The sequence below is a fragment of the Burkholderia anthina genome (genome assembly GCF_902498995.1).
GTDB lineage: Bacteria > Pseudomonadota > Gammaproteobacteria > Burkholderiales > Burkholderiaceae > Burkholderia > Burkholderia anthina.
Map to the genome: position 1 here is coordinate 383,807 of NZ_CABVLY010000002.1, position 19,824 is coordinate 403,630.

Consider the following 19,824-nt stretch of genomic DNA (forward strand, 5'->3'; position numbering starts at 1 on the left):
GGCGGATATCGGCGACATCACGCATGCCGCATGCGCGCGGCGGCTGTTTCGGGATGAAGCGGCCGCCGCGCGTCGTCGTTTTCAGGCGCGGATCAAGGCGCGGGTAACGGCGGTTCAGGTCTGGTGACGTCCGGCGCCCGGCTTGAAGCGCGAGCCGAGCCGGTAACGGTTGCCCGGATGCAGGAAATGCACGAACGTGACCGGCAGCCCGTTCGTCCAGGTGCGGCGCGTGAGCGTGAGGCACGGCTCGTCGGCGCGCATGTCGAGCAGCCGCGCCTGCTCGCCGGTCGGCAGCGCCGCGTCGACGACGTGCTCGATCTCCAGTTCGTAGTGCGACACGTTGTTGAACAGGTATTCGGACGGCGGCTCGGTCTGGAAATCCTGGTCGATGAATGCCGGCGCGGCGGCCGGATTCACGTAGCGGTCCTCGAGCTGGATCGGCCGGCCGTTTTCCTCGTGCACGCACACCACGTGAAAGACCGGCGTATTGACCGTCAGCCCGAACGCGGCCGCGACGTCGAACGACGCGGGCTCGCGCGACTGGCTCAGCACGCGGCAGCGATATTCGTGCCCGCGCGCGCGGATCTCGTCGCGGATGTGCGCGATCATCAGCAGGTTCGACTGCGGCTTCACTTCGGCGACGAAGGTGCCGACGCCGGCGATGCGCTTGAGCACGCCTTCCTCGGTCAGCTCGCGCAGCGCACGGTTGACCGTCATGCGCGCGACGCCGAATTGCGCGGCGAGATCGAGTTCGGACGGAATGCGGTCCCCCGGGCGCCAGTCGCCCGCATCGACGTTCCGGCGAACGAGCGTCTTGATTTGCTGGAACGGTGCGGTGGTCTTCGTGACCATCGGGGAATCCTTGGGGAGAGGCAACCGCGAAATTCTATCCCGGATCAGGCCGTCGGCAGTTCCCGCACGTCGGCCGTCGGCACCGCGCCGAACGCGTCGCTCAGCGCATAGCCGATCAATTGCCGCGCGGCCGCTTCGGGCGTCGACAGCGCGCCGCTCGCCTTCAGTGCGTCGAATTTCTCGCGCAGCGGGAAACGGTCGGTCGGGGTCGAACGGATCGTCGCCTGCATGCCCGTGTCGACGACGCCCGGTGCGACGCTGCAGATCCGCAGCGCGCGGTTCGCGTCGAGCGCGACCGCGCGCGCATGGTGGTCGAGGGCGGCCTTGGTCGCGCAGTAGATGCTCCAGCCCGCATACGCGTTGCGCGCGGCGCCGCTCGAGACGTGGAGGATCCGGCATTCGGTCGGCGCGGACGCAGCCTGCTCGAGCGCGGCCGACAGCATCAGCGGGGCCGCGACGTTCAGGCCGACCGCGCGTGCGACGAGCGCCGGATCCTGTGCATCGAGCGGCCCGATCGGATCGACGATGCCGGCGTTGTTGAACAGCAGCGCGATCGACGCGCCGTCGACGAAGCGGCGCAGCGTGTCGCCGGCCAGCCACGCCGCGACGGCCGACGTGTCCGACAGGTCGAGTGCGATTTCGGCGAAAGGGCCGCCGGCCTGCGCGGCGAGCGACGGATGACGGCTGCGCGACACGCCGAGCACGGCGATGCCTTCCTGCAGCAACTGTTCGGCGAGCGACGCGCCGAGGCCGCGCGTGTGTCCGGTGACGATGGCGCGCACGTTCGGCGCGAAAGAGGAGGCGGTCATGGCGGTGAGCGAGTGAACGGATCGGATGAACGGTGTCGACGGGCGGCGCGCATGCGCGCCGATGACGGCGTGCGGGACGGGCGATGCGGGTATCGGTACGATGCGCGAAGCGTTCGCGCGCGGCGCTGCGTGTCGGGGTGAACGCGTATCGTAGCGCCGGCCTGCGCGACGCGCAAACGGGCGGGCGAAGCCGCGCGCGGGCCGGTTGCCGCCCGGTGCGCGGAGCGTCATTGCGCGGCGTGGCACGCCGCCATTGCCCCGCGGCGGCGCGCGGCCGAGCCGCTGGACGAAAGCCGGCTGCGGCAAGTGCGCGCGCGCTCGCGGCAAGCGGCGCCGGGCGCCACGTCGCGAGCTATCATATGGCTCGCCCGCGCGCGACGCCGCACGGGCCGCGACCGTTTCCCTTCATCTGCTGCACGCTGCGACGCCACCCATGAACACCACGCCGGACATGCCCACGCCACGCGCCCTGCGCGAACTCACGCCCCTCGAGGCCCGCATTCTCGGGGTGCTCGTCGAGAAGCAGCACACGGTGCCGGACACCTACCCGCTGTCGCTGAATGCGCTGACCGCGGGCTGCAACCAGAAAACCGCGCGCTCGCCGGTGATGACCGTCAGCGAGGACGAAGTCACGACCGCGCTCGACGGGCTCAAGCACCTGAGCCTCGTGATGGAGGGCAGCAGCAGCCGCGTGCCGCGTTTCGAACACAACGCGAACCGCGTGCTCGGCATCCCGAGCCAGGCGATCGCGCTGCTGACGATCCTGCTGCTGCGCGGCCCGCAGACGGCCGCCGAACTGCGCCTGAACAGCGCGCGCCTGCACGGCTTCGCGGACATCTCGTCGGTCGAGGCGTTCCTCGACGAACTCGCCGCGCGTGCGCAGCCGCTCGTCGTCCGGCTGCCGCGTGCGCCGGGCGCGCGCGAGAACCGCTGGATGCACCTGATGTGCGGCGAAGTGAACCTGGCCGATTTCGCCGGCGCGGAGGCGGGCGGCGGCGCGGATTCCGTTCCGCCGTCCGAATTCGAGGCGCTGAAGGCCGAGCAGAAACGCCTTTCCGATGAAGTCGCGCGACTGAACGCGCTCGTTCAGCGGATGGCGGCTGAACTCGGCATCGACGTCGACCCGCCGGCCGACGCCGGCTGACCGACCGCCGGAGCCGACACTGCACCGGCGCGCATGCGGGCGCGCCGGGCGACGAACCCGCCCGCGACGCGGCCAGAACCTGCGTTACCAGCGGCACCCCGCCTGTGCGGACGCATCGACGTCCTGCGCCCATTCGAAAGCGGTCTTCTTGCCGGTGCGCGCATTCGTATACGTCATCGAATAGACGATCGCACCCTGGCTCGTCATCTCGTATTCGCCGTTGATCTTGCCGTCGACCATTTCCCGCCAGGTGGTCGTGAACTGGTACGGACGGCCCTCCGCGAGTTCTTCCTGATCCTGGTGCTTGAACAGCAGCGGGATGGCCGTTTTCGATTGCGCATACCGGACGACGCCGCCTTGCCACTTGGCCACGTCGTCGTAATACGTGCGCAACTCGAAGCGCACGGGTTTGTCGCCCGTCGTCCTGAAGCACAGCACTTCCGTGGTGACTTCGGCCGATGCGGGCAATGCGATGCACAGTAGCAACGCGGCGAGCGTCTTTTTCGAGTTCATGTGTGTGTGATGAAGAAGAAGCGGCTCAGCCGACGGCGATCCGCGTGGCGCCTGCGTCGACGAGCCGGAACAGCAGATCCTCGACGGCGGCGCCCGGCGCCGAACCGAGATCCGTGTTGACGCGCCAGCCCTGTTCCGTGCGCGCCGGTTCCGACAGATAGTGAACGATGCCGTGCAGGCCGTCTTCGGCCGGCGCGCCGTCGTCGTCGGCGTCGAACCAGGCGAAGAACCACGTTTTGAACGCGTCGGTTGCCGCTGCTTCGTCGAGACCGTCTGCGTCGATCGTCGCCCAGTCCCACAGGAACGGACGAATCGACACGGTCGCCGTTTCGAGTTCGAACGCGAACGGCTCGAAATCCAGTTGCCCGGTCGAGTCGACCATCGCGGGCTGGCCGGCCGATTCGCCTTCGGTATGGACGATGTCGGCGCGGCACGGCAGCGCGAGCGGGCCTTCGGTGGCCAGCGTGCCGTCGGCTTTCCGGTAGGCCGGTTCCGCGACGACCGCCGGCTGCGTCGCCGCGTGCGCGAGCAGGTCGGCGTAGGGCTGGCGGATGGCGCTGAGCAGTTCGGATACGGTCATCGTGGCGTAGCGTGTCGGGTTGCGGGGCTGCCGTCACCGGCTTGCGGCGCGGCGTGCGGCCGCTGTCGAGCGGCGGCGCGCTGCGGCAGCGGACAGCCACGATCGTACGGTACTTCCGTGACGCGCGGCCACTCGGCCGAACGGCCGGCATGGACGGAACGGGTCGCGCACCGCTGCGCCGACGTCGATCGCATTCCCCCCGTCGCGTACCGCTGCCGCCCTGCGCGAGTGCCATAATCGAGCCTCCCCATCATTACAGACGTTCCGGAGAATCGCCATGCAGAACCTCGACAATCCTTCCCACGATCGCGAGGTAGGCAGCGCCGACGCGACGCAGGACACCACGCGCATCGACGACGTCCGCATCGGCGCGGTGCGTCCGCTGATCTCGCCGGCGCTGCTGCAGGACGAGCTGCCGGTGCCGGCCGGCACGCAGACGCTCGTCGAGGACACGCGCCGCGCGATCGGCGACATCCTGCACGGCCGCGACGACCGTCTGCTGCTCGTCGTCGGCCCGTGCTCGATTCACGACCACGGCCAGGCGCTCGAATACGCGCGCCGGCTGAAGACCGCCGCCGATGCGCTGAAGGACGACCTGCTGATCACGATGCGCGTGTACTTCGAGAAGCCGCGCACGACGGTCGGCTGGAAGGGCTACATCAACGATCCGCGTCTGGACGGCAGCTTTCGGATCAACGAAGGGCTGCGCGCCGCGCGGCAACTGCTGCTCGACATCAACGCGCTCGGCCTGCCGGCATCGACCGAATTCCTCGACCTGCTGAGCCCGCAGTACATCGCGGACCTGATCGCGTGGGGCGCGATCGGCGCGCGCACGACCGAGAGCCAGAGCCATCGCCAGCTCGCGTCGGGGCTGAGCTGCCCGATCGGCTTCAAGAACGGCACCGACGGCGGCGTGCAGGTCGCATCGGACGCGATCGTCGCCGCGCGCGCGAGCCACGCGTTCATGGGGATGACGAAGATGGGAATGGCCGCGATCTTCGAGACGCGCGGCAACGACGACGCGCACGTGATCCTGCGCGGCGGCAAGAACGGGCCGAACTACGATGCCGGGCATGTCGAGGCGAGCTGCGCGGTGCTGCGCAAGAGCGGGTTGCGCGAACAGGTGATGGTCGACTGCTCGCATGCGAACTCGAACAAGTCGCACGAACGGCAGATCGAGGTTGCGCAGGATCTCGCGCGGCAATTGTCGCAGGGCGAGCACCGGATCATCGGCGTGATGGTCGAAAGTCATCTCGAAGCGGGGCGCCAGGATCTGAAGCCGGGCGTGCCGTTGCAGTACGGCGTGTCGATCACCGATGCGTGCCTGAGCTGGACGCAGACGGAGCCGGTGCTCGACGTGCTGGCCGAGGCGGTGCGGCATCGGCGCGTGTATTCGCGCAACGCGTGACGCAGCGGTGGCGGGGCGGCGCCCCGCCGCGCGCATGATTCGATACGGCGGCGAAGCGCGGGCGCGCGTCTGCGATGTTGTCCTGATCGACGTGCGCGCCGCCGTTTTTTCGCGCCGCCCGCTACCTACCCGCTACCCGCCCGCTACCCGCCCGCTACCCGCCCGCCACCTGTTCACGCCGTCGTTGATCTTCGTCTGCCTCGACCCGCCTGCGACGTTGCATCTTGAGCGCAGGATCGTGCGAATGCCGCTACCATGAGGCCGTGTTGCATGCGGGCCGGCCATGCCGGTCCGCCGCGCGTACACACAGTGGCGGTGCGGCCGGCCGCCACGTCACCGACGAAGCGCGGGGCGCGCACCGATCAGCCGTTGCGCCCGCGTCGCTTCGCTCCCGGAATCAACAACAATCGAACCGGAGTGCCATGCACATGAAGTTCTACAAGACCCTCATCGCAGCAACCGTCCTCGCATCGAGCGTCAGCGCGCACGCGCAGATCGCCGGCGCGCAGCCGCTCAGCGTCACCGTCGAACAGTCGCAAGCGCTGCTCGAAGGCTGGAGCGTGAAGAAGAGCGTGCTCGGCAAGGCCGTGTACAACGACGCGAACCAGAAGGTCGGGACGGTGCGCGACCTGATCGTCGCACCGGACGGCTCGGTGTCCGCGGCGATCGTGTCGGCCGGCGGCTTCCTCGGCGTGGCGGCGCACGACGTCGCGGTGCCGATCGCGTCGCTCGACGTGCGCAAGGGCAACATCTACCTGCCGGGCGCGACGAAGGATGCACTGAAGGCGACGCCGGCGTTCCAGTACGCGAAGGTGCCGTCGCCGCCGAAGCCGAAGAAGATCGACGACAAGCACTGATGCACATGTCCGTTGCGGCGCCCGGGGCGCAATGCGCCGGGCGCCGCGTCCGCGGTCAGCCCGTCGGCGCCGCGTCCGGCGGCGCGAGCGCCACGATGTGGCGAATCCCCTCGTTGGCCATCTTCGTATAAGGGCTGAAGCGTTCGGTATTGCGCACGAGCTCCTCCGCCACCGCGCGCTCGATGCCCGGCAGGCGTACGCGGATGTCGGCGCTCAGCATGAACAGCCCGTCGACCGGATCGCGGCAGAAGTCGATCGATGCGGACACCGATGCGCCGGCGATCGACACACCGGCCCGCGCGGCCAGCAGGCTCAGCGCGCCATGAAAACACGCCGCATAGCTCGCAGCGAACAGCTGCTCCGGGTTCGGCCCGTCGCCGGGCCCGCCGAGCGCGGACGGCAGGCGCAGCTCCATGGCGAGACGCCCGTCGTCGGAACGGGCGACGCCCGACGCGCGGCCGTGCGCCGCCGCGCCGCCGGTGACGGTTACCGTCGTCGAGTAGAGTGCCTGCGGTTCACGTCCGCGATACCTGTCGAGCAGCGAGAGCGGCGGTGGACGCAACGGCGTCATGACGTGCGCGATCCTGCGGCGGCGTTCAACGTGCGGCCTGGCTCTGGCGGAGCCACGCGTCGAAGGTCGTTGCACCGAGGCGCGCGCCGGGTGCGGGGACGAGCGTGTCGTCCTGCAGCACGGCACCGAAATAGTCGGCGCCTGCGTCCCTGACCACCGTGCGCGGGTCGTGCGTGACCGACAGGAAATGGCCGACCAGATCGGCAATCCGCACGCGATCCGGGCCGCCGATTTCAGCGATGCCGTTGCGCGGTGCGTCGAGTGCGAAATCGGTGACGGCAGCCGCGACGTCGTCCGATGCGATCGGCTGGAAGTGCGCGGTGCTCAACCGGGTCGTGTCGCCCTGCGCGCCCGCTTGCGCGATCGCCCCGACGAATTCGAAGAACTGCGTCGAGCGCACGATCGTGTACGGCACGCCGGCTTCGCGAATCAGGTTCTCCTGGATGATCTTGCCGCGGAAATACGCGCTCTGCTGCAGGCGATCGGTACCGACCACCGACAGCGCGACGTGATGGCGCACACCAGCCGCACGCTCGGCGGCGAACAGGTTGCGCCCCGACGTTTCGAAGAACGCTTTCACGGTTGCTTCGTCGAACGACGGCGCGTTCGCGAGATCGACGACGACGTCCGCACCTGCCAGCGCGTCGTCCAGACCCGCGCCCGTGATCGTATCGACGCCCGTCGACGGCGCGGCGGCGATAGCCGCATGACCGCCCGCAACGAGATTCCTGACGACTTTGCTGCCGATCAGGCCGGTACCGCCAATCACCACGATCTTCACGATTGCTCTCCTTGAAAGGGCGCGCGACATGCGCACCGCTTGATCCTGCCGAATCCGGCGCGCATCGCATTCGCGCGATCGCGCCGCCGTGTTGCCGAATCGCACGCGACCCGGTTCGCGTGTCGTTCGACCCGCTTGCATCGTATGCACGCGCGGTGCGATCCGGTAGCGTGCGCCGGGGGCTCACGGTGTTGCGTCGAATGCATCAATCGACAGTCTCCAGCGGCGCCAGCGTCGTCATCGTGGTCAGGCACTGGAGGTCCCGCGCTCGCGTCCGTTCGATCATGTAGTCGATGAACACGCGGATGCGCGTGGGCAGATGTTTGCGGCTGAGATAACAGACGTAATGGCCGCCGTCGTCGGGCGCATGCTGGCCGAGACAGCTCACCAGTTGCCCGTCGGCGAGCAGGTCGCACACCTGGTACGCCGGCAGTTGCGCGATGCCGAGCCCGTCGAGCGCCGCACGGACGACGAGCTCCAGGTCGTTGAACGTGTGATGTGCGGCGATCTGGCGCTGCTGCGCGAGCCCGTCGATCTTGAATTCCCACTCCGTCACGCGGCCCGACGCGGCGCGCAGATTGATGCAGCGATGCCGCGCCAGCTCGTCGACGTGACGCGGCAGCCCGTGACGATGCGCATACGATGGCGACGCGCAGACGATCATCTGCATCGGAATCAACTGGCGCGCGACGATCGCGCTGTCCTCCATGCGCCCGTCGCGAAACGCGACGTCGATGCGGTCGGCGGAGAAATCGGCCGGGCGGTCGTTCAGCAGCAGTTCGAGCGTGATGTCCGGATACTGCGCATGGAAGTCGCGCAGCAGCGGCGCGATGATCTTGCGTCCGAAGCCGGGTGTCGAGCCGATGCGCAGGTGTCCGCTGGGCGGTCCGCTGCGCAGTTCGCGCATGTCGTCGAGCGCCTGCGCGAGATGCTCGATGCCCGGCCGGCAGTTCTCGTAGAAGAGTTCGCCTTCGCGCGTCAGCGACATGCTGCGCGTCGTACGCTGGAACAGGCGCGCGTCGAGCCTGTCCTCGAGCTTCTGCACGTGACGGCTGACCGACGAGCGGCCGACGCCGAGACGGTCGGCCGCTCGCGCGAAGCTGCCCTCGGTGACGACGGCGAGGAAGGTGACGACGCCTGCGTAGCAGGTCGAGAAGCTGCGCGCATAAGGGTCGTCGGCGTCGGGGCGGCGGATGGAGGTGTCTGGCATGGAAGCGCGAGAATCGTGTTGTCCATATGCGACTAGACGTTTCAGCGCCGCCACCTGTGACACCGTCCGCCGCATTTTTCAAAAAAAGCCGCGGCGGTCGGCGGGCGGATCATTTCTCCGGCACGAGCACCGGCGCGCCCTTGTCCTTCAGCAGCAACACGATGAACTTCGCGGGTTTCGCGAGACTCGCGTTGCGTCCGACCGTGTGCAGGTCGTTCGGGCCTTCGTAGAACGTCTGGCCCGGTTTCAGCGTGACGCGCTCGCCGCCCTTCACCTGCATCACGATCGACCCGTCGACCACGTAGACGAAGGCGGCTGCGTGATGCCGGTGGACGGGGTCGACCGCGCCGGGCGGATACTCGACCGAGATCATCAGCGCTTCCTTGCCCGGATAGCCGTCGAGCGGCTTCGTCATCAACGGCGTGACGATGGCCGGGGGCGCCGCGTGGACGGCGCCGGCGGTGGCGCCCGCGACGACGAGCGCGGCCGCGATGGCATGTTCGAATCGATTCATGGGAGGGATTCCGGTGGCTGCCGCCGGCAGGCGGCCGGCGGCGATGCAGGGCGGCGGCCCGCAGCCGGGCACGGGCATCAGGCGAGATTCGCCTTGTCGAGGCCGTATGCCTTGTCGGCGGAGCCCGGCACGGTGCGGAACGCGACGTTCGCGCGGTTCCAGCCGTTGATCGCCATGACCTCGAACGTGAGGTCCGACAGTTCCTTCTCGGACAACTGGCCGCGCACGCGATCGTAGACATCGTCCGGCACGCCGTGCTCGGGGAGTTTCGTCAGCACTTCGGTCCATGCGAGCGCGGCCCGCTCGCGCGGCGAGAACAGCGTCGATTCGCGCCACGTCGCCAGATGATGAAGGCGCAGCTCGCGCTCGCCGTGAAGGCGTGCTTCCTTCACATGCATATCGAGACAGAATGCGCAGCCGTTGATTTGCGAGGCGCGCGCGGACACGAGATCACGGATCGATTCCTCGATCGCGCTGCTGCGCAGCAGATTGCTGAGTTCGAGGAATTGCCTGAACAGCTCGGGCGATTGATGCATGTAGTTCAGACGCTGCGTCATGATTTCTCCTGGCGACGAAGAGGCTTGCCCGCGCTTGTGCGGGTGTCGTGCGCGGCAGGGCGCCGCGCAAAATCATCTTAGGAGCGCGTGGCGGTGTGCGGTAGCCACGCAGAGGGACGCATCGTGTTGCGCGCGCTGCACCAATCCCGCTTCGAGCGGTGCACGGCGCGTATTTCAGGCTGCAATAGGCGTCGTCGAGCGTCAGTCGGCACCGCTCGCGGCCGCGATGCGCGCGAGCTTGTCGGGGTTGCGCTGCACGAGAATCCGGACGATGCGCGTGCCGTCCGTCTCGAACGACATGGCGGATTCGAGCTGCCCGGCGATGAAGCGCAGCATTGCCCACTCGCCGTTCAGCACGACCGCGCGCATCTCGACGCCGCTGCCGCAGCGCAGCCACGTCGCGTAGAACAGTTGTGCGATGCGGCGACCGCCGACCATCGGTTTCGGAAAGCTCTGCACCTTGCCGCCGCCGTCGCCGATCAGCATCGCATCTTCGGCCAGCAGCGCGTGGATCGACGGGAAGTCGCCTTGCGCGAGCGCATGCGAGAAGGTTTGCAGCAACTGCCGATGCGTTTCGCGCGGCACCCGGTAGCGCGGCCGCTCGTCGTCGCGCAGTTGGGCCTTCGCGCGGCTCACGAGCTGCCTGCACGCCGCTGCGGATTTGCCGATCGCATCGGCGATTTCGTCGTAGTCGGCGTCGAACACTTCGCGCAGCAGGAACGCCGCGCGCGCTTCCGGCGTGAGCCGTTCGAGCAGCAGCAGGAACGCGACCGACACGTCGCTCGCGCGCTCGGTCATTTCCTCGGGCGTTGCCGGCGATTCGCCGAGTTCCGGCTCCGGCAGCCAGATGCCGGTGTAATGCTCGCGCCGGATCTTTGCCGCACGCAGGCGGTCGATCGCCGTTCGCGTCGTGACCGCGACGAGCCACGCCTCGCCGTTCTCGATCCCGTCGTGCGCCGCTTCGTGCCAGCGCAGCCAGACGTCCTGCACGATGTCCTCGGCGTCCGCGACGGAGCCGAGCATCCGGTATGCGATCTTTTGCAGGCGCGGGCGCAGTACGTGGAAGAGGTGGGCGTCGTCGCTCATGCCGTCCACACCCCGTCGAAACCGAACGCGACCGGCCCGCTCAGCAACACGCTGCCGGCGCCGTCCCATCGCACGACGACATCCCCGCCATCGCAACTGACCCGCACGGTCTCGTCGAGCAGCCCGCGCCGGATCCCGTTGACCGCCGCGCCGCACGAACACGAGCCCGAGCCGAGCGGCACGCCGCCGCCGCGTTCCCAGATGCGCAGCCGGATATGCGTGCGGCTGACGACCTGCACGACATGCACGTTCGTTTTCAGCGGAAACAGCGGATGCGTTTCGATCGCCGGCCCGAGCGTTTCGATATCGATCGCGCCGGGATCGTCGACGAAGAACGTGCAATGCGGATTGCCCATGTTGCATGCGGCCGGTGCGCCGGGCAGCGGGAGCGCGAGCGTGTCGGCGGCTTCGGCGAGCGGCACGTCCTGCCAGCCGACGCGCGGCGCGCCCATCTCGACCGTGATCAGCCCGTGCGCGTCCTGCGTACAGGAAAGCAGCCCGCGGCTGGTGCGCAGCACGACCGACGCCTCTCCCGTTTCCCGCATCAGCTTCCACGCGATGCCGCGCGTCGCGCTGCCGCAGGTAGCGAGCGCGGAGCCGTCGGGGTTCCAGAACGCGACGCGGGCGGCCGCGTCGTCGCAGTCCGATATCACCGCGAGCTGGTTGAAGCCGATGCCGCAGCGACGGTCGCCCATGCGCCGCACGAGCTCGCGGTCGATGCGGGGCGCGGCGCCCTGGCCGCGCAGGTCGACGACGACGAAGTCGTCGCCGTTCGCGTTCATCTTCTGAAATCCGATCGGCATGGCGGTTCCGGAATCGAGGCACGCAAATACTGTACGTGGCTTGCCGGCAGCGATCAATCGCCGCCCGACGACGCGTCCGTGACACGAAACGACCCACGGCTACGTAATTCTACGTAGCCCCGCATACGTAGTTGTGCGCTTGTAAGCGTCCCCCGTCGCGCGGAATACTACGGCCCACCGCCGCGGCTTCCACGAGACGCGGCACGACGCATCGACGTCACGCGGGTTCGGCGCCTCGCCGGATCCACTCAAAACCACATAGGAGACCAGGAGACGCCATGAATCGGGCTTCCAGTACCCTGCTCTGGATCGCGGTCGCGCTGCTCGGCGCATTCGCATTCGGGACGATCGCACTTGCGCACGGCGAACGCGTCAGCGCGCTCTGGATCGTGATCGCCGCAGTCTGCGTGTATCTGATCGCATATCGCTTCTACAGCCGTTTCATCGCCAGCAAGGTCATGCAGCTCGACGGGCTGCGGATGACGCCGGCCGTGAAATACAACGACGGCCTCGACTACGTACCGACCAACAAGTACGTGCTGTTCGGCCATCACTTCGCCGCGATCGCCGGCGCGGGGCCGCTCGTCGGGCCCGTGCTCGCCGCGCAGATGGGCTACACGCCCGGCATGCTGTGGATCCTGGCCGGCGTCGTGTTCGCCGGCGCGGTGCAGGACTTCATCGTGCTGTTCATCTCGACGCGCCGCGACGGCCGCTCGCTCGGCGACCTCGTCAAGATGGAGCTCGGCACGGTGCCGGGCGTGATCGCGCTGTTCGGCGCGTTCCTGATCATGGTGATCATCCTCGCGGTGCTCGCGCTGATCGTCGTGAAGGCGCTGACGAATTCGCCGTGGGGCACGTTCACCGTCGCCGCGACGATTCCGATCGCGCTGTTCATGGGCGTCTACACGCGCTACATCCGTCCGGGCCGCATCGGCGAAGTGTCGATCATCGGCTTCGTGCTGCTGATGGCGTCGATCGCGTTCGGCCAGACCGTGCACGATTCGCCGACGCTCGCCGCATGGTTCACGTTCAACGGCACGCAGCTCACGTGGATCCTGATCGGCTACGGCTTCGTCGCCTCGGTGCTGCCGGTGTGGCTGCTGCTCGCGCCGCGCGACTACCTGTCGACGTTCCTGAAGATCGGCACGATCCTCGGCCTCGCGATCGGCATACTGGTCGTCGCGCCGGAACTGAAAATGCCCGCGCTGACGAAGTTCGTCGACGGCACCGGCCCGGTGTGGTCGGGCAACCTGTTCCCGTTCCTGTTCATCACGATCGCCTGCGGCGCGGTGTCGGGCTTCCACGCGCTGATCTCGTCGGGCACGACGCCGAAGCTGATCGACAACGAAACCAACGCGCGCTTCATCGGTTACGGCGCGATGCTGATGGAATCGTTCGTCGCGATCATGGCGCTCGTCGCGGCCTGCGTGATCGAGCCGGGCATCTACTTCGCGATGAACGCGCCGGCGGCCGTGCTCGGCTCGACGCCGGAAGCGGTGGCGAACACCGTCACGCAATGGGGCTTCGTGCTGACGCCGGACATGCTCACGCAGACGGCCAAGGCCGTCGGTGAAACGACGATCATCGCGCGCGCGGGCGGCGCGCCGACGCTGGCCGTCGGCATGGCGCACATCCTGCACCAGGTGATCGGCGGCGAAGCGATGATGGCGTTCTGGTATCACTTCGCGATCCTGTTCGAGGCGCTGTTCATCCTGACGGCCGTCGATGCCGGCACGCGCGCGGGCCGCTTCATGCTGCAGGACCTGCTCGGCACGTTCCACCCGGCGCTCAAGCGCACCGAGTCGCTGCCCGCGAACCTCGTCGCCACCGCGCTGTGCGTGGCCGCGTGGGGCTACTTCCTGTATCAGGGCGTGGTCGATCCGCTCGGCGGCATCAACACGCTGTGGCCGCTGTTCGGCATCTCGAACCAGATGCTCGCGGCAATCGCGCTGGTGCTCGGCACCGTCGTGCTGTTCAAGATGAAGCGCGAGCGCTATGCATGGGTGACGATCGTGCCGACCGTGTGGCTCTTGATCTGCACGCTGACGGCCGGCTGGCAGAAGATCTTCGACGCGAATCCGAAGGTCAGCTTCCTCGCGCACGCCGCGAAGCTGCAGGCCGCGGTGGACGAAGGCAAGGTGCTGGCCCCGGCGAAGTCGATCGCGCAGATGCAGCGGATCATCTTCAACGACTACATCGATGCGGCGCTGGCCGGCCTGTTCATCTTCGTCGTCGTGGCGATCGCGGTGTACGGCGTGATTGCCGTGCTGCGCGCGCGCCGCGAGTCGAAGCCGACCGTGCGCGAGACGCCGTACGAGCCGATGCCGGCCGCGCAGGCGCTCGGCAGCGGCCGATAACGGGAGGCCGCGATGTTCAGCGATCTTGGCGGCGACCTGCGCAGCGCGGGGCGTTACCTCGGGCAGGCGTTGCGGCTGATGGTCGGCCTGCCCGACTACGACACCTACGTCGCGCACATGCGCGAAACCCATCCGGACCGCGAGCCGATGACGTACGAGGCATTCTTCCGCGAACGCCAGAACGCGCGGTACGGGTCGGGGGCAGGGAAGTGCTGCTAACCGGGCCGAAGAAGCCGCCCGGTAAGGCCGGCCGGTGACGGACCAGGAAGCGCCGCGAAAGTATTCGCGGCGCTTTTTTCTTTGGGGGCCGGATGATGCGCGCCGCGCGGCGGTCGCGGCGGTGTTTGACCGGCTTCAGCACGGTTTAATCCACCGACCGGTATCATGTGACTCTCTTTTTTTTCGATGAATCCGCGCAGGAGAATCCGCCGTGCATGTCGGTGAGCGTTTCAACAGCATTTCCCATCTCGTCGGCGCGGTGCTGTCGGTGGCAGGGCTGGTCGCGCTGGTGACGATGGGCGCGCTCGACCACGATCCTTACAAGATCGTGAGCTTCAGCGTGTACGGCGCGATGCTGATCCTGCTCTACGCGATCTCGACGCTGTATCACAGCGTGCGCAATCCGCGGCTCAAGGCGATCCTGCAGAAGTGCGACCATTCGGCCATCTATCTGCTGATCGCGGGCAGCTACACGCCGTTCACGCTCGTCACGCTGCGCGGCCCGTGGGGCTGGTCGCTGTTCGGCGTGAGCTGGGGGCTCGCCGCGTTCGGGATCGCGCAGGAACTCACGCTGGGGCGGCGCACGCGCATCGTGTCGATGGTGCTGTACGTGCTGATGGGCTGGCTCGCGCTCGTCGCGATCCGCCCGCTGATCCATGCGCTGCCGCCGGTCGGTGCCATCTGGCTCGTGGCCGGCGGCGTGATCTACAGCGCCGGCATCTACTTCTTCATCAACGACGAGCGCATTCGCCACGGGCACGGCATCTGGCACCTTTTCGTGCTGGCCGGCAGCCTGTGCCAGTTCGTCAGTGTCGCGATGTATGTCGCGTGAGCGGGGCGCCGGGTTGATCCGGTGCGCGCGCTCGCTCATTGCAGGCCGGCCACGTGACTGCCGAAGGCGTGCGCGATATCGATGAGCGCGACGTTGACGATCGACGCGTCGGGCAGCACGAACGTGTAGCTCGCGCCGGCCGCGGCGAGCGCGCGGCGTGCCGTTGCCCTAGGGCCTGTTCACGCTAATAACGGGCTTGCGAACGTGCCTTTCCGCCCGTCCCCCAAGGGGACTTCCTCCGGGCGCAGGCAAGGAGAGAGGAGGCGCAATAGCCGTAGCTATTGCAACGACGAACGACGCCGCCATGCGGGCGGAAAGGCACGTTCCCCTGTTTTGGAAAATTCTTTCGTGGGGCTGGCCCCCAGAAGGGCCGATCGCCGCGTCATGCTCCTCACGAATACGTCAAGTATTCGCTTCGTCGCATTCCTTGCGCTCGGCCCTTCTGGGGGCCAGCGCAAGCCCGTTATTAGCGTGAACAGGCCCTAGTCGGTGCGGCGGTCGTCATGCGCGATTCGCAGCGAGCGAAGCGGCCCGCAGTGCGAGAAAGCCGACCCACCCCCAATAGACGCGATGATGGGCGATGAGCCCGTCGCGCAGATCCATCACTTCGACGAGATCGACCTGGTCGCCTTCCGGCGTTTCGCGCGGATATTCCCACGTGAGTTGCCGGCCGTTCGAGAAGAACAGGCCCGTCCGGTACCAGCGCCCGAGTTTGTTTCCCGGATTGCGCAGGCCCGCCGCGAAGAATGCGCCGATCGCCGCCTTGCCGTGCAGCACGCCGGAACCGTGGTCGGGCAGCGTGGCGACGACGAGTGGCGTTTCGAGTATCGCGTCGTCCGCGTACAGCGACATCAGCGCGTCGAGGTTGCGTGCGACGACGGCGGCGTGCCAGTTTTCGTGGATGCGTCGCGCATCGGCGTCGGCGTGGGTCATGGCGGGTTCCGGCAAGCGTGGATGACGAAACCACTGTAGCGACGCAACGCCGCCGGACGTTTCAGCTCGGGCCGAAACGTGGATGCCGCGATTATCGGATGCGGCCGCGCACCGGCCGCCGACGGGGCGGCCGGTCAGCCCGCCAGCGCCCCGAGATTCAGCACGTACGACTTGCCGATCCACACCGCGCTGTCGCGATGGTCGCGCAATTCGTCGTTCGTGTTCGGATGCAGGAAGATATCGAGCGCGCCGTGATTCAGCACGAGCCACGGCACGAGGGTGTCGAATTGCGCGGCGCCGAACGCGATCTGGTACGACCACGCCGGGTGCGGGCCGACGAGGCGTTCGTGAAAGCGGCCGAGCTCGATGACCGCGCCGAATCGCTTTTCGACGATCAGGCGAAACGCCCAGGCCGCGTCGCGGCTCGCGGCGTCGAAATAGACGTGTGCGTGCCAACTATCGATGGCAGTGGTGTCGATGGCAGCCATGGCGGGACTCGAGAAGAAAAGGGCATGCGTGAGCGCCGTGACATACGGCGCGATGCGCAATTATCGCGCTTCCTTGTCGGACACGTCTTGTCGCGGAGCGGGATTTCGGCGCGACGGATGGGGCACGTGTCCGAATATCCGGCTCGCGTGTCGATGCTTTTGTCGCTCGAATCCGCATGCACCGCATCGTGTCGAAAGCCGCGCCGGCACGGGCCGCGGCCGCTTCCCGCGCAGGCAATACGTCATTTCAAAAACTGAAAAAACGCGTGATGCGCGACTGCGTATCGTCTGGAAAAACGCGATCAGGTCATTGAATGAAATAGAGAAATTCCGGTTCGGCAGCATTGGCGAATCACGCGGATCGCGGCCCGGATTGTCGCGCCGAAAATATCAATTGCGGAATCGGTTATTCAAGCGCATTGCGACGCGACATACGATGACTGCAAGGCATCGACGACGATCGATGCGAACGCAACCATCTGGAGGCCACGATGCGATCCCTCGTTTCCCTTGCTGCCCTGTCCGTTACGCTTGCCGCGCTGCCCGCCGCGAGCTTCGCACAGGCAGCCAATGCCGAATGGCAGCCGAATGCCGCGCCGTTGAACTGGTCGGCGGCACGTGCCGAAACCGACGTGCAGCTGATGCAGATGACGCGCGCCGGCTTTCGCGCGACGACGGCGGGCAACCAGAACTATCCGCTCGCGATGCAACGCGCGCTGGAGCGGGTGAGAAACCCGGTGCCCGACCGCTCGCGCGAGGAGAAGGCCGCGATGCAAGCGCGTGCGGCCGGCGCCGCGCAGGGCGGCCATCCGGTGCAGGCGTTCTTCGTGAAGACCGCGTACTACCTGAAGGGCGAGAACACGTTCTGATGCGGGAGACACGTATGGGATGCCCGAACCGATTCCCCGGCATGTCGTGCGCGCCGGCACTGCGCCGGTTTCACGGCGAGCGTGCGACGTGGCGGCGGGCCGACGCGTACGACGCGCGGCGTCGGGCGAACGGCCGGCGGGACGCGAGCCGCGGTGCTGTCGCGTGCCGCACGGCATGGCCGGTGTTGATCGCGGACGATGCGTTCGCAAGCGAGTGCGAATCATGAAGGCTGTCCGAAAAGGCCGCCGGCACGCACCGCTGACCCGCGAATGGCTGCTGCCGCTGCCGCCCGCGCACGTGCGCGACATCTCGTTGAAGTGCCACATGGCGCTCGTCGCGCTGCGTGGCGAGCACGGCAGCGAAACGTTGCTGATGCGGTTGCGCACGAGCGTCTATCTGGTGTTCCTCGCGCTCGACGACGACGTATGCGCCGAGGCGAACATCGACCTGTGCGTCGAGGCGGAGCGCGTGCTCGACGCGAGCGTGGCGCGTGCCGCGCAAAGCGGCGTATGGACGCTGCAGGACGATGAATGCGCGGTGCTCGAACGCGTGCTTGCCGCGAACGACGCATGCGTCGCGACGCTCACGCGGCATCGGCTGGCCGAGCTGTGGAATCACGTCTGCGCGTTCGCCTCCGCCGGGCAACCGGCACTGGTCGAGCAGGCGGCATCGAAGCTGCGGGAACCGGCCGTTCTGCATTGAGGCGGCGGCAACGCGACCGGCCCCTGAGGCCGGCTCTCGCCATCCGGGGTCGTCACGGCAGCCCGTACGCGTGCGGGCGACGACGATCCCTCCTCGCGTTCGCGATGATCGTGCGTGTCGACGCGAACGCATTCGTTTCGGTCAGGAGGAGCGATGGCGCTATACAGGATCGGCGGCTACTTCACGTGCGGAAGCGGCCGCGCATTCAGCGAGAACCTGCCACCCGGCAGCAAGGTGACGGTGGCGGGCATCTATCGGTGCACCGTGTGCGGCGACGAAATCGGCATCGCGAAGTCGCAGACGCTGCCGTCCGACGACGCGCACCGGCACGATCTCGACCCGCCGTCCGACCCGCTGCTCGATCGCGGGCCGACCGCGTGGCAGCTGATCGCGGCGGCGGAGTCGCGGCACTAGGCGGGCGGCGTTTGCAGGCTCATGCGGCGCGCGCACGCCGTGCCCCATGACGACCGCCGACAAAACAAAAGCGCCACGGAGCGAATGCACTCCGTGGCGCTTTTTCGTGGCCCGCTGGCGCGGAGGCGTGAACCTCCGTGCAGCGCAACGCGCTTAAGCCGCCGTTGCCGGCTTGGCCGGCTTCTGCAGTTTGCCCTTGCCGGCGCGCTGGATTTCGTCGAGCTTGATCTCGACGTGGCGCGAGAACACGTACTCGGCCGGACGCTGCTTCGCGATCGAGATGTCCGGTGCGAACGGGCCGTCGGTCTTGATGCCCTTCTTGCTCACGCGCAGCGCTTTCAGCGGATGCGAGATCGTGTCCATCACGGCGGTGGCTTCGAAGCCGCAGTGGACCATGCAGTCCGCGCACTTCTCGTAGTTGCCGACGCCGTAGTTGTCCCAGTTCGTGTCTTCCATCAGTTCCTTGAAGGTCTTCACGTAACCTTCGCCGACCAGATAGCACGGCTTCTGCCAGCCGAACACGGTACGCGCCGGGTTGCCCCACGGCGTGCACTTGTACGTCTGGTTGCCGGCCAGGAAGTCGAGGAACAGCGACGACTGGCTGAACGACCAGCGCTTGCCGCCTTCGCCGCGCTTCAGGATTTCGCGGAACAGGTTCTTCGTCTTGTCGCGGTTCAGGAAGTGCTGCTGATCCGGCGCGCGCTCGTACGCGTAGCCCGGCGACACCGTGATGCCGTCGACGCCGATCGGCCCCAGCGTGTCGAAGAACTTCGCGACGCGCTCGGGGATCGCATCGTTGAACAGCGTGCAGTTGATGTTCACGCGGAAGCCGCGGCGCTTCGCTTCCTTGATGGCCGCGACCGCCTTGTCGTACACGCCTTCCTGCGACACGGAATGGTCGTGCATGTCCTTGTCGCCGTCGAGGTGGACCGACCAGACGAAATACGGATTCGGCGCGTAGTCGTCCATCTTCTTTTCCATCAGCAGCGCGTTCGTGCACAGGTACACGAACTTCTTGCGCTTCATGATGCCCTTGACGATTTCCGGCATCTCCTTGTGGAGCAGCGGCTCGCCGCCGGCGATCGACACGATGGGCGCGCCGCACTCGTCGACGGCTTCCAGGCATTCCTCGATGGACAGGCGCTGGTTCAGGATCGGGTCCGGATAATCGATCTTGCCGCAGCCGTTACAGGCGAGGTTGCAGCGGAACAGCGGCTCGAGCATCAGCGCGAGCGGATAGCGTTTGTTGCCGGACAGGTGTTGGCGCATGATGTATGCGCCGACGCGGACTTGCTGGAGCAGCGGAATAGACAAGAGATGTCCT

The 19,824-nt window shown here is 67.4% G+C and carries 23 protein-coding genes; 9 read left to right on the plus strand and 14 right to left on the minus strand.

The window, feature by feature from the left end; translation table 11 throughout:
* Positions 1-114 precede the first annotated feature (114 nt).
* The gene (gene hutC, locus BME24068_RS04575) at positions 115-852 is read right to left on the minus strand and encodes a histidine utilization transcriptional repressor HutC (RefSeq protein ID WP_096507864.1); all 738 of its coding nucleotides are present in this window, start codon (positions 850-852) and stop codon (positions 115-117) included.
* A 44-nt stretch (positions 853-896) separates the two neighbouring features.
* Positions 897-1,661 carry an SDR family oxidoreductase gene (locus BME24068_RS04580; RefSeq protein WP_174925287.1) on the minus strand — a complete coding sequence of 255 codons (765 nt, stop codon included), beginning with the start codon at positions 1,659-1,661 and terminating at the stop codon, positions 897-899.
* Between the two features lie 433 nt (positions 1,662-2,094).
* On the opposite strand from BME24068_RS04580, the gene BME24068_RS04585 reads away from it, so the two are divergent.
* Positions 2,095-2,805, plus strand: a complete 711-nt coding sequence (locus tag BME24068_RS04585; RefSeq protein ID WP_174925288.1) for a YceH family protein — start codon at positions 2,095-2,097, stop codon at positions 2,803-2,805.
* A gap of 84 nt (positions 2,806-2,889) precedes the next feature.
* On the opposite strand, the gene BME24068_RS04590 is transcribed toward BME24068_RS04585, so the two are convergent.
* Together BME24068_RS04590 and BME24068_RS04595 are read right to left on the minus strand one after the other, a co-directional pair.
* Complete coding sequence (locus BME24068_RS04590) at positions 2,890-3,318, minus strand: hypothetical protein (protein WP_174925289.1); 429 nt, start codon at positions 3,316-3,318, stop codon at positions 2,890-2,892.
* A gap of 25 nt (positions 3,319-3,343) precedes the next feature.
* Positions 3,344-3,898 carry a hypothetical protein gene (locus BME24068_RS04595; RefSeq protein WP_174925290.1) on the minus strand — a complete coding sequence of 185 codons (555 nt, stop codon included), beginning with the start codon at positions 3,896-3,898 and terminating at the stop codon, positions 3,344-3,346.
* 277 nt (positions 3,899-4,175) lie between these two features.
* Between BME24068_RS04595 and BME24068_RS04600 the strand changes: the two genes are divergently transcribed.
* Together BME24068_RS04600 and BME24068_RS04605 are read left to right on the plus strand one after the other, a co-directional pair.
* Positions 4,176-5,306, plus strand: coding sequence for a 3-deoxy-7-phosphoheptulonate synthase (locus BME24068_RS04600; protein ID WP_096507860.1), 1,131 nt, complete (start codon positions 4,176-4,178; stop codon positions 5,304-5,306).
* Between the two features lie 428 nt (positions 5,307-5,734).
* Positions 5,735-6,163: a PRC-barrel domain-containing protein gene (locus BME24068_RS04605; protein ID WP_096507880.1), complete on the plus strand. Its 429-nt coding sequence runs from the start codon at positions 5,735-5,737 to the stop codon at positions 6,161-6,163.
* Positions 6,164-6,218: 55 nt separating this feature from the next.
* On the opposite strand, the gene BME24068_RS04610 is transcribed toward BME24068_RS04605, so the two are convergent.
* From BME24068_RS04610 to dapF, 7 genes are all read right to left on the minus strand, one after another.
* Entirely contained in the window at positions 6,219-6,734 is a 516-nt protein-coding gene (locus BME24068_RS04610; RefSeq protein ID WP_096507859.1) for an Ohr family peroxiredoxin, read from the minus strand.
* Between the two features lie 25 nt (positions 6,735-6,759).
* A complete protein-coding gene (locus BME24068_RS04615; RefSeq protein ID WP_096507858.1) occupies positions 6,760-7,515 on the minus strand; it encodes an SDR family oxidoreductase in 756 nt (251 codons plus the stop codon).
* Between the two features lie 205 nt (positions 7,516-7,720).
* A complete protein-coding gene (locus BME24068_RS04620; RefSeq protein WP_174925291.1) occupies positions 7,721-8,725 on the minus strand; it encodes a LysR family transcriptional regulator in 1,005 nt (334 codons plus the stop codon).
* Positions 8,726-8,834: 109 nt separating this feature from the next.
* Complete coding sequence (locus BME24068_RS04625) at positions 8,835-9,239, minus strand: cupin domain-containing protein (RefSeq protein ID WP_096507856.1); 405 nt, start codon at positions 9,237-9,239, stop codon at positions 8,835-8,837.
* Between the two features lie 77 nt (positions 9,240-9,316).
* Positions 9,317-9,796, minus strand: a complete 480-nt coding sequence (locus tag BME24068_RS04630; RefSeq protein WP_096507855.1) for a carboxymuconolactone decarboxylase family protein — start codon at positions 9,794-9,796, stop codon at positions 9,317-9,319.
* 201 nt (positions 9,797-9,997) lie between these two features.
* The gene (locus tag BME24068_RS04635) at positions 9,998-10,882 is read right to left on the minus strand and encodes an RNA polymerase sigma-70 factor (RefSeq protein WP_174925292.1); all 885 of its coding nucleotides are present in this window, start codon (positions 10,880-10,882) and stop codon (positions 9,998-10,000) included.
* Complete coding sequence (dapF, locus tag BME24068_RS04640) at positions 10,879-11,685, minus strand: diaminopimelate epimerase (protein ID WP_096507854.1); 807 nt, start codon at positions 11,683-11,685, stop codon at positions 10,879-10,881. Before dapF ends, BME24068_RS04635 begins: the two co-directional genes overlap by 4 nt.
* A 278-nt stretch (positions 11,686-11,963) precedes the next feature.
* Between dapF and BME24068_RS04645 the strand changes: the two genes are divergently transcribed.
* The 3 genes from BME24068_RS04645 to trhA all read left to right on the plus strand — a co-directional run bounded on the left by BME24068_RS04645 (position 11,964) and on the right by trhA (position 15,093).
* Entirely contained in the window at positions 11,964-14,042 is a 2,079-nt protein-coding gene (locus BME24068_RS04645) for a carbon starvation CstA family protein (protein ID WP_096507853.1), read from the plus strand.
* Between the two features lie 12 nt (positions 14,043-14,054).
* Positions 14,055-14,261, plus strand: a complete 207-nt coding sequence (locus BME24068_RS04650; protein ID WP_096507852.1) for a YbdD/YjiX family protein — start codon at positions 14,055-14,057, stop codon at positions 14,259-14,261.
* Positions 14,262-14,472: 211 nt separating this feature from the next.
* Positions 14,473-15,093 carry a PAQR family membrane homeostasis protein TrhA gene (trhA, locus tag BME24068_RS04655; RefSeq protein WP_096507851.1) on the plus strand — a complete coding sequence of 207 codons (621 nt, stop codon included), beginning with the start codon at positions 14,473-14,475 and terminating at the stop codon, positions 15,091-15,093.
* A gap of 501 nt (positions 15,094-15,594) precedes the next feature.
* On the opposite strand, the gene BME24068_RS04660 is transcribed toward trhA, so the two are convergent.
* Together BME24068_RS04660 and BME24068_RS04665 are read right to left on the minus strand one after the other, a co-directional pair.
* Positions 15,595-16,026, minus strand: a complete 432-nt coding sequence (locus BME24068_RS04660) for a nuclear transport factor 2 family protein (RefSeq protein WP_174925293.1) — start codon at positions 16,024-16,026, stop codon at positions 15,595-15,597.
* A gap of 134 nt (positions 16,027-16,160) precedes the next feature.
* Positions 16,161-16,514, minus strand: coding sequence for a DOPA 4,5-dioxygenase family protein (locus tag BME24068_RS04665; protein WP_174925294.1), 354 nt, complete (start codon positions 16,512-16,514; stop codon positions 16,161-16,163).
* 491 nt (positions 16,515-17,005) lie between these two features.
* Between BME24068_RS04665 and BME24068_RS04670 the strand changes: the two genes are divergently transcribed.
* The 3 genes from BME24068_RS04670 (at position 17,006) to BME24068_RS04680 (ending at position 18,500) form a co-directional block, all read left to right on the plus strand.
* Positions 17,006-17,383 carry a hypothetical protein gene (locus tag BME24068_RS04670; protein WP_174925295.1) on the plus strand — a complete coding sequence of 126 codons (378 nt, stop codon included), beginning with the start codon at positions 17,006-17,008 and terminating at the stop codon, positions 17,381-17,383.
* Between the two features lie 223 nt (positions 17,384-17,606).
* The gene (locus BME24068_RS04675) at positions 17,607-18,086 is read left to right on the plus strand and encodes a hypothetical protein (protein ID WP_174925296.1); all 480 of its coding nucleotides are present in this window, start codon (positions 17,607-17,609) and stop codon (positions 18,084-18,086) included.
* Positions 18,087-18,239: 153 nt separating this feature from the next.
* Positions 18,240-18,500 (plus strand): hypothetical protein, encoded by a 261-nt coding sequence (locus BME24068_RS04680; RefSeq protein ID WP_174925297.1) that lies wholly within the window; start codon positions 18,240-18,242, stop codon positions 18,498-18,500.
* A 153-nt stretch (positions 18,501-18,653) separates the two neighbouring features.
* Here the strand turns inward: BME24068_RS04680 and hpnH are convergent, their stop codons facing one another.
* Positions 18,654-19,814 carry an adenosyl-hopene transferase HpnH gene (gene hpnH, locus BME24068_RS04685; RefSeq protein WP_096507845.1) on the minus strand — a complete coding sequence of 387 codons (1,161 nt, stop codon included), beginning with the start codon at positions 19,812-19,814 and terminating at the stop codon, positions 18,654-18,656.
* Positions 19,815-19,824: the final 10 nt, after the last annotated feature.

What these genes read in the sequence shown, in the direction of transcription:
- BME24068_RS04595 (WP_174925290.1), bottom strand. Translation starts at nt 3,898, where the DNA reads ATGACCGTATCCGAACTGCTCAGCGCCATCCGCCAGCCCTACGCCGAC.
- BME24068_RS04600 (WP_096507860.1), top strand. Translation starts at nt 4,176, where the DNA reads ATGCAGAACCTCGACAATCCTTCCCACGATCGCGAGGTAGGCAGCGCC.
- BME24068_RS04620 (WP_174925291.1), bottom strand. Translation starts at nt 8,725, where the DNA reads ATGCCAGACACCTCCATCCGCCGCCCCGACGCCGACGACCCTTATGCG.
- BME24068_RS04645 (WP_096507853.1), top strand. Translation starts at nt 11,964, where the DNA reads ATGAATCGGGCTTCCAGTACCCTGCTCTGGATCGCGGTCGCGCTGCTC.
- BME24068_RS04580 (WP_174925287.1), bottom strand. Translation starts at nt 1,661, where the DNA reads ATGACCGCCTCCTCTTTCGCGCCGAACGTGCGCGCCATCGTCACCGGA.
- BME24068_RS04680 (WP_174925297.1), top strand. Translation starts at nt 18,240, where the DNA reads ATGGCGCTATACAGGATCGGCGGCTACTTCACGTGCGGAAGCGGCCGC.
- hutC (WP_096507864.1), bottom strand. Translation starts at nt 852, where the DNA reads ATGGTCACGAAGACCACCGCACCGTTCCAGCAAATCAAGACGCTCGTT.
- BME24068_RS04585 (WP_174925288.1), top strand. Translation starts at nt 2,095, where the DNA reads ATGAACACCACGCCGGACATGCCCACGCCACGCGCCCTGCGCGAACTC.
- BME24068_RS04675 (WP_174925296.1), top strand. Translation starts at nt 17,607, where the DNA reads ATGAAGGCTGTCCGAAAAGGCCGCCGGCACGCACCGCTGACCCGCGAA.
- dapF (WP_096507854.1), bottom strand. Translation starts at nt 11,685, where the DNA reads ATGCCGATCGGATTTCAGAAGATGAACGCGAACGGCGACGACTTCGTC.
- BME24068_RS04625 (WP_096507856.1), bottom strand. Translation starts at nt 9,239, where the DNA reads ATGAATCGATTCGAACATGCCATCGCGGCCGCGCTCGTCGTCGCGGGC.
- BME24068_RS04670 (WP_174925295.1), top strand. Translation starts at nt 17,006, where the DNA reads ATGCGATCCCTCGTTTCCCTTGCTGCCCTGTCCGTTACGCTTGCCGCG.
- BME24068_RS04630 (WP_096507855.1), bottom strand. Translation starts at nt 9,796, where the DNA reads ATGACGCAGCGTCTGAACTACATGCATCAATCGCCCGAGCTGTTCAGG.
- BME24068_RS04635 (WP_174925292.1), bottom strand. Translation starts at nt 10,882, where the DNA reads ATGAGCGACGACGCCCACCTCTTCCACGTACTGCGCCCGCGCCTGCAA.
- BME24068_RS04650 (WP_096507852.1), top strand. Translation starts at nt 14,055, where the DNA reads ATGTTCAGCGATCTTGGCGGCGACCTGCGCAGCGCGGGGCGTTACCTC.
- BME24068_RS04590 (WP_174925289.1), bottom strand. Translation starts at nt 3,318, where the DNA reads ATGAACTCGAAAAAGACGCTCGCCGCGTTGCTACTGTGCATCGCATTG.
- BME24068_RS04605 (WP_096507880.1), top strand. Translation starts at nt 5,735, where the DNA reads ATGAAGTTCTACAAGACCCTCATCGCAGCAACCGTCCTCGCATCGAGC.
- BME24068_RS04610 (WP_096507859.1), bottom strand. Translation starts at nt 6,734, where the DNA reads ATGACGCCGTTGCGTCCACCGCCGCTCTCGCTGCTCGACAGGTATCGC.
- BME24068_RS04665 (WP_174925294.1), bottom strand. Translation starts at nt 16,514, where the DNA reads ATGGCTGCCATCGACACCACTGCCATCGATAGTTGGCACGCACACGTC.
- BME24068_RS04660 (WP_174925293.1), bottom strand. Translation starts at nt 16,026, where the DNA reads ATGACCCACGCCGACGCCGATGCGCGACGCATCCACGAAAACTGGCAC.